At 63.4% G+C, this 12,644-nt stretch carries 10 protein-coding genes; 4 read left to right on the top strand and 6 right to left on the bottom strand.

The genetic code is table 11. The annotated features are described in order from the left end of the window. Positions 1–7 precede the first annotated feature (7 nt). Complete coding sequence (locus GTP46_RS05340) at positions 8–916, top strand: LysR family transcriptional regulator (protein ID WP_161005589.1); 909 nt, start codon at positions 8–10, stop codon at positions 914–916. Here GTP46_RS05340 and GTP46_RS05335 read toward each other — a convergent pair. Then, positions 903–1,232 carry a hypothetical protein gene (locus tag GTP46_RS05335; RefSeq protein WP_161005588.1) on the bottom strand — a complete coding sequence of 110 codons (330 nt, stop codon included), beginning with the start codon at positions 1,230–1,232 and terminating at the stop codon, positions 903–905. The genes GTP46_RS05340 and GTP46_RS05335 overlap by 14 nt on opposite strands. Positions 1,233–1,372: 140 nt before the next feature. Between GTP46_RS05335 and GTP46_RS05330 the strand changes: the two genes are divergently transcribed. Then, positions 1,373–2,122: a DUF481 domain-containing protein gene (locus tag GTP46_RS05330; protein WP_161005587.1), complete on the top strand. Its 750-nt coding sequence runs from the start codon at positions 1,373–1,375 to the stop codon at positions 2,120–2,122. 17 nt (positions 2,123–2,139) lie between these two features. Further along, complete coding sequence (gene purT, locus GTP46_RS05325) at positions 2,140–3,351, top strand: formate-dependent phosphoribosylglycinamide formyltransferase (protein ID WP_161005586.1); 1,212 nt, start codon at positions 2,140–2,142, stop codon at positions 3,349–3,351. A 12-nt stretch (positions 3,352–3,363) separates the two neighbouring features. Here the strand turns inward: purT and GTP46_RS05320 are convergent, their stop codons facing one another. The 5 genes from GTP46_RS05320 to GTP46_RS05300 all read right to left on the bottom strand — a co-directional run bounded on the left by GTP46_RS05320 (position 3,364) and on the right by GTP46_RS05300 (position 8,950). Further along, positions 3,364–4,110, bottom strand: a complete 747-nt coding sequence (locus tag GTP46_RS05320; protein ID WP_229258807.1) for a LytR/AlgR family response regulator transcription factor — start codon at positions 4,108–4,110, stop codon at positions 3,364–3,366. A 20-nt stretch (positions 4,111–4,130) separates the two neighbouring features. Continuing rightward, complete coding sequence (locus GTP46_RS05315) at positions 4,131–5,318, bottom strand: sensor histidine kinase (protein ID WP_161005585.1); 1,188 nt, start codon at positions 5,316–5,318, stop codon at positions 4,131–4,133. Further along, positions 5,315–6,733 (bottom strand): carotenoid oxygenase family protein, encoded by a 1,419-nt coding sequence (locus tag GTP46_RS05310; RefSeq protein ID WP_161005584.1) that lies wholly within the window; start codon positions 6,731–6,733, stop codon positions 5,315–5,317. Before GTP46_RS05310 ends, GTP46_RS05315 begins: the two co-directional genes overlap by 4 nt. A gap of 12 nt (positions 6,734–6,745) precedes the next feature. Beyond that, positions 6,746–7,153, bottom strand: coding sequence for a DUF2141 domain-containing protein (locus tag GTP46_RS05305; protein WP_161005583.1), 408 nt, complete (start codon positions 7,151–7,153; stop codon positions 6,746–6,748). An 81-nt stretch (positions 7,154–7,234) separates the two neighbouring features. Next, a complete protein-coding gene (locus tag GTP46_RS05300) occupies positions 7,235–8,950 on the bottom strand; it encodes an ATP-binding protein (RefSeq protein WP_229258806.1) in 1,716 nt (571 codons plus the stop codon). 117 nt (positions 8,951–9,067) lie between these two features. Between GTP46_RS05300 and GTP46_RS05295 the strand changes: the two genes are divergently transcribed. After that, positions 9,068–12,616 carry a CHASE domain-containing protein gene (locus tag GTP46_RS05295; protein ID WP_161005581.1) on the top strand — a complete coding sequence of 1,183 codons (3,549 nt, stop codon included), beginning with the start codon at positions 9,068–9,070 and terminating at the stop codon, positions 12,614–12,616. Positions 12,617–12,644 lie beyond the last annotated feature (28 nt).

Genomic DNA, 12,644 nt, shown 5'->3' with positions numbered 1-12,644 from the left:
ATTTCGTATGATCGCGACCGAACCAAACTGGGATTTATACCGTTCCTTCCTCGCCGTGCTGCAAGAAGGCTCGCTATCGGGCGCCGCGCGCTCGCTTGGCCTCACCCAGCCAACGGTCGGCCGCCATATCGACGCGCTGGAACAGTCGCTTGGGCTATCGCTGTTCACGCGATCGCAGTCCGGCTTCATCGCCACCGAAGCGGCGCATGCATTGCGCCCGTACGCAGAAACGCTGGCTTCCACCTCCACCGCCCTGCTACGCGCCGCCTCCGGCATGAAACTCGGCGAAGACGCCGAAATCAAAGGCGCAGTGCGCGTCACCGCCAGTGAAGTGATCAGCGTTGAAGTACTGCCGCCGATACTGGCGAAACTGCGTGCCAGCCATCCTGGCATCACCATCGAACTGGCGTCCTCCAACCGTATCGAAAACCTGCTGCGGCGCGACGCCGATATCGCCGTGCGTATGCGACGCCCGGAGCAGGACGTACTGGTGGCGCGCCGCATTGGCAATATCGATCTTGGGTTCCATGCGCGGCGCGATTATCTGGAACGCCACGGCATCCCGCACACATGGCAGGAACTGGCACAGCACACGCTGATCGGGTTGGATCGGGAAGGCGCCCGCGCGCGCAAGTTCTTGCCGCTGTTCGGCGAGCTCGCGGATGGACATTATTCGATCCGCAGCGATAGCGACCTGGTTCACCTATCCTCGGTTCGCGCGGGGCTGGGCATCGGCATTTGCCAGGTAAGGCTGGCGCAACGCGATCCGGCGTTGGTGCGCGTGATACCTGACCTGCTCACCATCCCGCTGGACACCTGGCTCGCCATGCACGAAAACCTGCGCAGCAATCCCGCCTGCGCCGCCGTGTACAAGGCGCTGGCGGCAGGTCTGGAAGATTACGTCAACGGGCGCTGACCAAACGACGCGATTTGCGTAGTTCATCCTGCAACAGCATGGACTGGTGCGCGGTTTGCAGTGTACTGGCGTCTATGCTGACCGGCTTGCGAATCAAAGCATGCGGCAAATCAGCCCACCGGCTGCGGGGCGCCGGTACCGCTGGCTGCACAGGCGAAGGTTCAGGCGACTGTGCCGGTGGCGGCGGCGGCGGTGCAACCTGCGGACACTGGGCATCAGTGAACAGCACATGGCCTTCCTGATCCACGCATTTATTCACCTCCGCAGCGGCGGCGCCCCACATCACGGCCAATGCCGCGCACAAGATGAGTCTCATGATCGATGCCCCTTCAATAAGTGACATCATCATCTACCCCAGCGCCGCCTTCGTCTGTACGGCCACGCACACCCTATGATGGGGCATTGTCGTGTTATGTCGGGTACAATACTGCCTTCTTTCGGTATCACGCACGTCCCATGAAATATCTCCTGATTCTCTCCGCACTGGCCGCCGGCCACGCCGCTGCCACCGACTCGCTCGAACAAACCAACCATCTCGGCTGGAATAGCTCCGCTGAACTGGGCGCCATCTCCACTTCCGGTAACACGGTCGGTACCTCCGTCACCGGCAAGATCGACGCCAAGCAGGAAACCGACAAGTGGAGCAATGAATACATCGTCTCCGGCTACTTCAAGGACGAACAAGTCACCAATGAAGAAGGCGAAAAGGTCCGCGAGCGCTCGGCGCAGCGCTTCTCGCTGTCGGCCAAAGCAGGCTACAAGCTGCTGCAAGACGACCATGGCAAACTGTTCGCGCTGGCCACCCACGTCGACGACAAATTCGGCGCGTACACCCGCTATTCGACCATCGGCGTCGGTTACGGCACCCAAACCTACAAGTCGGACACGCATACGCTGGACGTGGAAATCGGTCCGGGCTACTTCCGCGGCGTACGCTCGGAAGGCGAAGCGGAAAGCGGCATGACCATCCGTGGCGCCGCCAACCTGAAATGGAAACTGAGCGACAGCGCCCAGTTCCGCCAGAACCTGAGCGTGGAACGCGGCACCTCGAACATCCACTCGATGGCCGAAACCGCGCTGCTCACCAAAATCAACAGCACCATGCAGATGAAGGCCGCGTTCAACATCCGTAACGACACCAACGTCCCGGCTGACAAGAAAAACACCGATACACAAACGTCGGTCACCCTGGTTTATTCTTTCTAAAAACTTAAATCACTACTATGCATACTCCACGCACTCTCGGCACGCCACTGTCCCCAACCGCCACCAAAGTCATGCTGCTTGGCTCCGGCGAACTCGGTAAGGAAGTCATCATCGCGCTGCAGCGACTGGGCGTGGAAGTGATTGCCGTTGACCGCTACCCGAACGCACCGGGCCACCAGGTTGCGCACCGCGCCCACGTCATCAACATGACCGACGGCGCCGCGTTGGCCGCGCTGATCGAACAGGAAAAACCTGACCTGGTGGTGCCGGAAATCGAAGCGATCGCCACCGACAAACTGGCGGAGCTGGAAGCTGCCGGCAAGATCACCTGCATTCCGACCGCGCGCGCCGCGCAGCTGACCATGAACCGCGAAGGCATTCGCCGCCTGGCCGCTGAGACGCTGGGCCTGGCCACTTCGCCATACCGTTTCGCCAGCAGTCTGGAAGAACTGGAAGCCGGCGCCGCAGCCGTGGGTTTCCCTTGCGTGGTCAAGCCGGTGATGTCGTCGTCGGGCAAAGGCCAGTCGAAAGTGGATTCCGCCGCCGACGTGAAAGCCGCGTGGGCCTACGCCGCCGCCGGCAGCCGCGTTGATTCGGGCCGCGTCATCGTCGAAGGTTTCATCGATTTCGACTACGAAATCACCCTGCTGACCGTGCGCTCGCTGGGCGCCGACGGCAAAGTAGTAACGCAGTTCTGCGATCCTATCGGCCACGTGCAAGTGCAAGGCGACTACGTGGAATCGTGGCAGCCATGCCGCATGGACCCGGTGGCGCTGGAACGCGCGCGCGACATCGCCGCCAAAGTCACCGGCGACCTCGGTGGCCTGGGCCTGTTCGGCGTGGAGCTGTTCGTCAAGAACGACATGGTCTGGTTCTCGGAAGTGAGCCCACGTCCGCACGATACCGGCATGGTGACCATGGCGACCCAGGTGCAAAGCGAATTCGAACTGCACGCCAAGGCCATCCTCGGCCTGCCGGTCAACGTGGCGCTGAAAGCGCCGGGTGCATCGGCGGTGATCTACGGCCAGCATGAAGCAGCCGGCATCGCGTTTGAAGGCGTGGCCAATGCGCTGCAAGTGCCAAACAGCGACATCCGCCTGTTCGGCAAACCGGAATCGTTCGCCCGCCGCCGCATGGGCGTGGCACTGACCACCGCTGATGATGTGGAAACCGCACGCGTCAACGCCAAGGAAGCGGCATCGCGCGTCAAGCCGGTCATCGCCAAGTAATCAAGTAATTAGCTACATCCCCCGGAACAGGTCGACGTAGTTACGGCTCACGACCAGCTGTTCCGGGCGGCCTTTCAGCTGCACCATCAAGCGTCCGCGGAAGTCCTGCCGTGTGCCTGCTACATGGCGCGCAGCGACAATCACGCTGCGGTGTATCTGCCAGAACTGCTGTTCATCGAGCTGCTCGCGCAGCTTGCTGATCGGCGTGCGTATCAAACTCTCGCCGTCTGCCACGAACACGCTGGTGTATTTGTCGTTGCTCTGGAAGTAGATCACCTCTTCGATTGCGATGAGGCGCGTTTCCTCGCCGTGCGAGGCGCGGATCCATTGCAGCGGCGCGGATGCTGGCGCCGTCGCCGGGACTGCCGCCGCGCCCAGTTGCGCCAATAACGCCTGCAGCGCGACCGCCGGCACTGCCGCCGCCGGAACAGCCACACGCGCTTTCAACTTGGCGACGGTTTTCTCCAGCCTCTCAATGCTTGCTGGCTTAAGCAGGTAATCCACCGCCGAATGCTCGAACGCCTCCACCGCATATTGGTCGAACGCGGTCACGAACACGATGTGCGGCGGCTTGGCGCTGCCCACCAGCCGCGCTGCTACATCAAGGCCGGTGAGGCCCGGCATGCGGATATCGAGGAACACCACATCCGGCGCCTGCTCATCGATCATCGCCAGCGCCTCGATGCCGTTGGCGGCGCGCGCGATGACACGCAGTTCAGGCCAGACGGATTTCAGCTGGCCTTCCAGGTATTCCCGCAAATGGGCTTCGTCGTCGGCAATCAGGGCGCGGATGGTATCGATGTTGGACTCTCATTCAAAGGCAGCATCAGGCGCACCGTCATGCCGCAAGGTTGATTTTCTAGTAATTCTACCTTGGCGGCAGCGCCGTGCAAACTGCGCAGGCGTTCACGCAGGTTACTTAGCCCCACGCCGCCGCCCGGCTTACGCGGCGCGGCTTCGTTCAGACCCACGCCGGTGTCGCTGATGCGCACACACACCTGGCCATCTTCCACGCTTGCGCTGACGACGATCTCGCCGCCCTCCACTTTCGGTTCCAGTCCATGCGCGATAGCGTTTTCCACCACCGGTTGCAGCAGCATCGGCGCGATCCTGAACTGTCGCAGCTCGTCCGGCAGTTCGATGCGATAGCGCAGGCGCTCTCCCATGCGCACCGCCAGCACATCCAGATAGGCCGCAATCAACTGAGTCTCCGAGGCCAGCGTCGCTTCCTCGCTGCGGCTGGCGGCCAGGCTGGCGCGCAGGTAGTCGATGAAGCGCTCCAGCATGTGCTGCGCTTGCGCCGGGCGCGGTCCGATCAGGCTCACCACATTTGCCAGCGTGTTATACAAGAAGTGCGGCTCGATCTGCGCCTGCAAAGCGCGCAGCCGGGCCTCGGCCAGCATGCGCGCGCTCAATGCGACGAATTCCTTTTGGCGCGCCTCTTCCATCGCTCGCGCGAAACGGCGCTCGGCGGCGCTGCGCACCATGTAGAGCAGCAGCGCCACGGCCGCCGCAATCACCAGCGATTCGACTAGCACCGTGCGATTGGTCAGCAGTATGGTTGGATCGGTGCCGTTCCAGATCAGGTTCCCCAGCGTGATGCCGGTGATGACGCTGAATCCCATCAGCGTCATGCTGAACAAGATGCGCGGCAGACCGCGTGCGCGGCGCGGCCAGCCATCCAGCAGGCGATTCGAGAGCACCGAGCCGGCATGGATCAATAAGCCGATCAGGTTGGACATCAGCATCAAGGGCCCGAACTGCACGGTGGACTCGAAGTCCTCGCGCATCAACAGCACCTCCAGTGCGGCCAGCACCAGCCCCATACCGCAACTCCAGATGATGGTGTACAGCAGGTTGCGGCCCATCGACCTCGGCCAGCGCCGGAACACGGGGATCAGTTCCAGCGGGTGGGCCAACGGCGGAATGCCGTCATTTTCAGTTGCGCATTTAATTGAATTTTTCATGTCGCCAGAAAGTTACCATGAAAGCAAACCGGCGCGCGATATGGCAGGCGTGCCAACGCCATCGGACCGGCCTTCATGTTGTGTGCATCAAACACCGTCAGCACGGTTTGGGCATGGTGCGTATCCTGCGCCACGCCGACCACATAGCCGTCGGTCTCGGAACGTGCGCCGCGACGCGGCACTAGCACGTGCTCCTCCACTTGCCATCCCGCACCGAACGCGTAGCCGTCTGCTTTGCCGCTGTCGGTGTCGATCATGTTCACGCTGTCGAGCGTCAGATCATGGCCGCTGGCGCCCAGCACCAGCAGCTTGCGGTGACGCGCCGACACTACTTGCGGCGCCACGCGCGGGAACTCACTGGCGCCGAACAGCCGCGCCTCGCGCGCCTGGCCAGTGGCGTAGTCCAGCGTGATTTGTATGCAGCTGCTAGGATGGTCCGTCACCGGGCGCAAAGCCTCGCGCGCCTCCAGCGTGGTCTTGAGCAGCGCGTCGCCGTCGTACAGGATCGCATCGAACCGCGTGCAGCCGCCATCTTCGTAAGCATTCCCGAAATGGAAAACCGAACGTGCCGGCAATTCGAACACCTGGCGCACGGCCAGCGTGTCCTTGGCAACCACCACCGCGCGCATCGGACGGCGATCGCCGGCCCACAGCAGGTTTTCGCGCAAGCTGCGCTCAGGGCCCGATTCGAAATCATAGGGCGCGAGCAGGAAAATCAGGTGGCGGCCGCTGACCACAAAGTCGTGCACCATATTCAACTGCGGCACCGGGATGATGGCGGTGCGGGCCACTTCGCCCTTTGCATTCAGGCGATAGATTACCAGCTTGTCCGCGCCCGGCGCGGTGCCGAAGTTCCACAGGCCGCCGTCCGGATCCATTTTCGGATGAGCCGAAAACGGCATCGCCTTCAAATCACTGCGCCAAGTCTTGATGCCGCGCGTGGCCAGCGTTTGCGGATCCAGCTCGGTAGCCGAGCCGCCCTCCCACAGCGCGTACACGCCGCCGTTGAACGGCAGCAGGTTGGTATTGGCAGCGTTGATGGTGTCGTTGTTTTTCATGCCCTTGCGGTCGAAGTAGGTGCCAAACGCCGGATACAGGAAACGTCCCGCCTTGCTCTCGTCTTCGAATTTCTGCGTGGCGACGAAGCGTCCCGCGTGGCTTACCTTGCCGTCGGCGATCTGCCAGCGCTGCGCGAAACCGTCGCCGTCGAACCAGTGGTGATAACGTTCGCCGCCCAGCTCATAGCGTCCCGGCCCGTTGCGGTAAAAGACGCCTTGCAGGTCCGCAGGCAAGCGGCCCAGCACCGTGGCCTGGCCGGCCTGCTCGCCGGGGGCGCTGATGATGACGTCTGCCAGCACCGGAAACGGTGCGGCAGCCAAAGCGGCAAGACTCAGGAATTGACGGCGGTTGATCATCACGGCCTCCGTTCAGCGCAGGTTGACGCGGGTGGTGGCGCCGCTGGCAGGCAGCACGATGCGCGCATCTTCGAAGCTCGGCGCGCCGCGCTTGCCGAAGGCGTTGTTACTGAAGGCGAAATCCTCAGTTGGCATGCCGACCGAATTGCGATCCATTTTGCCGTTCCCATTGGCGTCATGGTAGACCGCCAAGGCGTAGTCGCCAGCCGGCAGGTCCGTCACTTGCAGCTGCACCGTGCCCTCATGCGCAGGCACCGCCGCCGCACGTAGCGGCTTGGCCGGGAAGGTGTCGGCGGAATTGAAGACAGCCACCATCACCTGCCCCTCGGCGCTGGACACGCCGTCGATGTTGATGGTCAGGTCGGCGGCGAAGGAAGGTGCGGCGGCGGCAAACAACAAGGCAATCATCAGTCGGGACATGCTGGGCTCCTGGGTGGATAAAGTGTGTAGCCACTGTATCCACTGTCCCATACCTGCGCTGTGCCATGCGACGAATTGTCGTCAGCTGGCGCGAATTGCATCCCAATGGCGCGAAATGATCCCCAGCATTTGCTCGACGTCGACCGGCTTGGCGATGAAATCGTCCATGCCGGCGGCGATGCACTGGTCCTGCTCCGATTGCATCACGCCCGCCGTCATGGCGATAATCGGCAATGTCAAACCCAGCTTGCGGCGCGCATAGCGCGTGGCTTCAAAGCCGTCCATCACCGGCATCTGCACGTCCATCAGCACCATATCGTAATCGGCTGCACGCTCGCGCAGGCGGTCGACCGCCAGTTGGCCGTTTTCCGCAAGATCCACGCTGGCGCCCGCGTGCTCCAGCATCCCGCGTGCCACCACCTGGTTCAGAGGATGATCTTCCACCAGCAGCAAGCGCAGGCCCTGCAGACGCGGCGCATCGCCATCGGACGGCTCGCCTTCCGCGCCATCTGCATCCTTCGCATCCTTCGCGTCCGCAGCGGCATCCGGCAGCGGCCAGCCTTGCGCAGGTGCGCCTTGCCACATCGGGACCTCTACCTCGGCGTCCGCAGCGCCAACGCCGAACGGCAGCGCCACCAGAAACTCGCTGCCCGCACCCTGCATGCTACGCACTGCGATATCGCCGCCCATCAGCTCCGCCAGCCGGCGGCAGATGGCCAGCCCCAAGCCGGTGCCGCCGAAGCGGCGCGTGGTGGAAGCGTCGGCCTGGCTGAACGCCGAGAACAAACGGCGCTGCTGGTCTTCGTCCATGCCGATGCCGGTATCGCGCACCGAAAAGCGCAGCTGCACACCGCCGTCGCGCTGCTGCGCCAGCACGGCCACCCGCACCGTCACGCCGCCGCGTTCCGTGAACTTGATCGCATTGCCGACCAGGTTGATGAGGATTTGCTGCAAGCGCATGGCGTCACCCACCAGCACCGGCGGCACCTCATCATCAACGCTGATGGCAAGGTTGATGCCGCGCGAGGCCGCGTTCAAGGTCATGACATTCGCCACCGCGTCCAGCACCTCGCACGGACGGAAGGCGGCCGGCGCCAGCTCCATGCGGCCGGCTTCGATCTTGGAAAAATCCAGCACGTCGTTCAAGATCCCCAGCAGCACTTGGCCAGACGAACGAATCATGCCCACGTATTCTTTTTGCGTGTGGACGAGCGCCGTGTTCTCCAGCAGGTAGGCCACGCCCAGCACCGCATTCATCGGCGTGCGGATCTCGTGGCTCATGTTCGCCACAAACTCGCTCTTGGCGCGGCTGGCCGCTTCGGCGCGCTGCTCACTGTTTTTGCGGTCCGTGATATTCATCGCAGTGAGGTAGAAGCCAGTCACCTTGCCATCCGAGCCCACGTCCGGCACCAGATCGACCAGGAAGTGGCGCACGCCGCCGGCGCCGTCGAATTCACGCTCGAAATGCAGGCGGCGGCCTGCCAGCGCTGAGCGCAGGTCGTCTAGCCACGACTCGGCCGCCGCGCCAAAGACCTCGCTGACGGTCTTGCCGATCATGGCTTGCGGATCGATACCCCACTCGCTGCGGTAGTAAGCGTTGGCGAAGCGATAGCGCAGGTCGCGGTCGATGTAGGCGATCAGCAGCGGCAGCGTATCGGCCAGCACGCGCGAGCGGCGATCCGTTTCATCGCTGCGCCGCTGCGCATCCTGGCGCCACGCCTTCTGGCGGACGAAATTCGCTGCGGACAGCAGTCCGGCCAGCGCGGCGAATGCCACCGATAAGGCGACAATTAACAAGGTGAACTCACTATGAACAAGATACGAAAATATAACCCGCTGCCACCACGAATGCCAAACCATTATGACAATATTTACGCTATAGTGGCTCATCGTTGACAACCCCAAGAACCTGCCATGCGCGCGTTGACGCTTCTCACGCTGTGCTACGCCTTGATTGCCCGCGCCAGCCTGCTGCTGGCGTTCGCGCATACCAACGCGACGCCGGTCTGGCCGCCGTCGGGCATCGCCTTCGCGGCACTGCTGCTCATGGGGTACCGCGCCTGGCCGGCTATCTTCTTGGGAGCGTTGCTCGCCAACCTCGCCACCTTCGACGCCAACGGCCTGTCCCTCAGCACCGCCACTGCGGCCGCTTCACTACTTATCGCCAGCGGTAATACGCTGGAAGCACTGGCCGGCGTATGGCTGGTGCGGCGCTACTTCGACGTCAAGCAGCCGATGGGGCAGCAGCAGAACGTCTACAAATTTGCACTGGTGGCGATGGTGATGTGCATGGTCAGCGCAGGCATCGGCAGCAGCACGCTGGTGCTGCTCGGCCTTGCGCCAGCGGCGGCCTTCAGCACCATCGCCATCACGTGGTGGGTCGGCGACACCGCCGGCGTACTGCTGGTCGGCCCGGCCATCCTGATCTGGTGCGTGCGCCGGTGGCCGCGCTGGAGCTGGCGCGGCGCGCTGGAAATCGCCGCCTCGCTGGTGGCATTGGTGCTGTTGGCGATCGCCGTCTTCGGCCGCCGCTACTCCTACCAGGACGGCCTCGGATGGTTACCTTATTTGTTTGTGCTGGCCATTGCATGGTCGTCCTACCGCCACGGCCTGCGCGGCGCCAGCATGGTCTGCATCATCGCCGCCGGCAGCGCGGTGATGGGCACCATCAATGGGCGCGGGCCGTTCGCGGTTGGCACCCTGAACGACGCGCTGATCGCGCTGGCCAGCTTCATCATGCTATTCAGCCTGATCGCGATGGTGCTGTGCGCGGACGCTAGTGAACGCAAGCGTGCCGGCGACGGCGCGGTCAGCTACAGCGCTGCGCAATGGGCCACACTGCTGATCGGCGTCGGCCTGACGGTCGCGGTGTGGCACTTGCTGGCCGTCGGCGCCGAGCGCCGCGCGCAAGAACAATTCGACGCCGAATGCGCCGACATCGCCAAGCGCATCAGCCGTCGCATAATCCTGTACGAATCGGGCCTGCGCGGCGCGCAAGCGCTGTTCAAGGCGCAGCAGGAGCCGACCCGCGACCAGTGGCGCGATTTCGTCGAAGGCATGGACCTGCACAACAACTTCCCCGGCGTGATGGGACTGGGCTACGGCATGTACCTGCGCGCCGACCAGCGCGCGGTGACCGAATCCGACATCCGCAACCAGGGCTACGAAGACTTCCACATCTGGAACAACACCCAAGGCATCAACGATCCTGGCATGTCGGCCGTGGTAATGTATATCGAGCCATTCGCAGGCCGCAACCTGCGCGCCTTCGGCTATGACATGATGTCCGAACCAATACGCCGTACCGCCTTGCTACAGGCTGCGCGCAGCGGCATGCCGGCCATGACCGGCAAGGTGGTGCTGGTGCAGAATGAACAGCAGGCCGGCAGCCCAGGCTTCCTGATGTACTTCCCGATCTATCGCAAGCAAGCGCAATTGCGGCCGGACGCCAGCGAAGCCCAGCGTATGGCGTCGCTGCAGGGCTTTGCGTATAGCCCGATCCGCGCCGACGAATTGATGCAGGACTTGCTCGGCCCCGCCGACCGCAGCGTAAGGGTCGAGATTTTCGATGGCGGCGACACCGCGCCGGGCGCGCTGCTGTACGCCAGCGAGCGCGAAGCAGCAGACCCGCAGCAGTATCCGAATCCGTATCTGCACACCATGACGCTGCAACTACTGCATCACCAGTGGACGCTGCGCTTTGCCTCGCAGCCGGCGTTTGAAAACGCCATCGACCGCCAGAAGTCGCACATTGTACTGCTGGCCGGCGTGATTATCAGCCTGCTGTTCTTCGGCGTGGTGCGTGCGCTGACGGCGCGCCAGGCCTACGCTACCGCGCTGGCGCGGCAGATGACCGGCGCGCTGCGCGAGTCCGAAGGCTCGCTGATCGCAGCACGCGACCTGGCCGAAGCGGCCAGCCGCGCCAAGAGCGAATTCGTGGCCAATATGAGCCACGAGATCCGCACGCCGCTCAACGCGGTGCTGGGCATGACGCATTTGCTGAGCAATACCGCGCTGTCGGCCGAACAGCAGAAGTATGTCGAGATGATACGTTCGTCCGGCAATTCGCTGCTCAGCATCCTGAACGACGTGCTGGATTTTTCCAAGATCGAAGCGGGCCGCATGGAGCTGGCGCCGGCGCCATTCCACCTGTCCGCCATGCTGGAGGCGGTAGCCACCATCATGACCGTCAACGCCGGCGAGAAGGACCTCGAACTGGCCATCGGCGTGGAGCCCGGCGTGCCGCAGGCGCTGCTCGGCGACGGCCATCGCTTGCAGCAGGTCTTGATTAACCTGGTCGGCAACGCCATCAAATTCACGGAGAAAGGCGCGGTGTCGGTGCTGGTGGAATTGGCGCAAGCCCCTGCCACGTTGCGCTTCACGGTCAGCGACAGCGGCATTGGCATTCCTGCCGACCGGCTCACACAACTGTTCGCGCCCTTCTCGCAAGCCGATGCCTCGATGACGCGCCGCTTCGGCGGCACCGGCCTTGGCCTCGCCATTTCGCGCCGCATCGCTGCGCTGATGAACGGCGCCATCGATGTGCGCAGCACGCCCGGCGTGGGCAGCGAATTCATCTTGACTGTGCCTTTGCAGGCGGGTACCGATGCGGCGCCCGTCATCGGCACGGTCCAGCACCTGCTGGTCATCGACAACGACAGCACCAGCGCCGATTACCTCTGCCGCAGCATCCGCGCGCGCGGCTGGAGCTGCGACAGCGCCAGCTCCGGCGAACAGGCCTTGTCGCTGCTGCGCAGCCAACCGGTGCGCTACGATGGAATCCTGGTCGACTGGGACATGCCCGGCATGAACGGGTTGGCCACCATGCAGGCCATCCGCGCCGATGCCGCCATCGCGCGCGCGCCGGTGATCCTGATGATCAGCGCCTTCGGTCAAGGGAAGATGTTGCACACGGACGGCGCGCAGGCGGCGAATGCGGTGCTGCTAAAACCCGTCACCGGCGCCCGCCTGGCCGAGACGCTGCAGCAGGCGCAGGCCAATACGCGCGAAGCCGCAGGTGCAGCGCCCGCTGCGGAAGCCGATAGCAGCGGCCAGCGGCTGGACGGCGTGCGGCTGCTGCTGGTGGAAGACAATCCGGTCAACCAGCTGGTGGCCAACAGCATGCTCACTTATGCGGGCGCCGTGATCGAAGCGGTCGACAATGGCCGCGAAGCCGTCGAGCGCCTGCGCAACGACGCCCATCGCTACGACCTTGTTCTGATGGACGTGCAGATGCCGGAGATGGACGGCTTCGAGGCCACCACCAAGATTCGCACCGAGCTGGGACTGCACCTGCCAGTGGTGGCCATGACCGCAGGCGTGATGGAGTCCGAGCGCGAGCAATGCATCGCCTGCGGCATGAACGATTTCATCGCCAAGCCGATTGATGTCGATGAAATGTTGCGCGTCATCGCGCGCAACCTTCCTATGGTGGGCGCACCACAAGCGAAAAAAATGTATTGACGTTTGACTGGCCCGCGCTGATAGTCAG

This window comes from Duganella flavida (genome assembly GCF_009857445.1).
GTDB classification, from domain to species: domain Bacteria; phylum Pseudomonadota; class Gammaproteobacteria; order Burkholderiales; family Burkholderiaceae_D; genus Rugamonas; species Rugamonas flavida.
This window is presented reverse-complemented; position numbering and strand designations above follow the sequence as displayed.

What these genes read in the sequence shown, in the direction of transcription:
- GTP46_RS05340 (WP_161005589.1), top strand. Translation starts at nt 8, where the DNA reads ATGATCGCGACCGAACCAAACTGGGATTTATACCGTTCCTTCCTCGCC.
- GTP46_RS05335 (WP_161005588.1), bottom strand. Translation starts at nt 1,232, where the DNA reads ATGAGACTCATCTTGTGCGCGGCATTGGCCGTGATGTGGGGCGCCGCC.
- GTP46_RS05330 (WP_161005587.1), top strand. Translation starts at nt 1,373, where the DNA reads ATGAAATATCTCCTGATTCTCTCCGCACTGGCCGCCGGCCACGCCGCT.
- purT (WP_161005586.1), top strand. Translation starts at nt 2,140, where the DNA reads ATGCATACTCCACGCACTCTCGGCACGCCACTGTCCCCAACCGCCACC.
- GTP46_RS05315 (WP_161005585.1), bottom strand. Translation starts at nt 5,318, where the DNA reads ATGAAAAATTCAATTAAATGCGCAACTGAAAATGACGGCATTCCGCCG.
- GTP46_RS05310 (WP_161005584.1), bottom strand. Translation starts at nt 6,733, where the DNA reads ATGATCAACCGCCGTCAATTCCTGAGTCTTGCCGCTTTGGCTGCCGCA.
- GTP46_RS05305 (WP_161005583.1), bottom strand. Translation starts at nt 7,153, where the DNA reads ATGTCCCGACTGATGATTGCCTTGTTGTTTGCCGCCGCCGCACCTTCC.
- GTP46_RS05295 (WP_161005581.1), top strand. Translation starts at nt 9,068, where the DNA reads ATGCGCGCGTTGACGCTTCTCACGCTGTGCTACGCCTTGATTGCCCGC.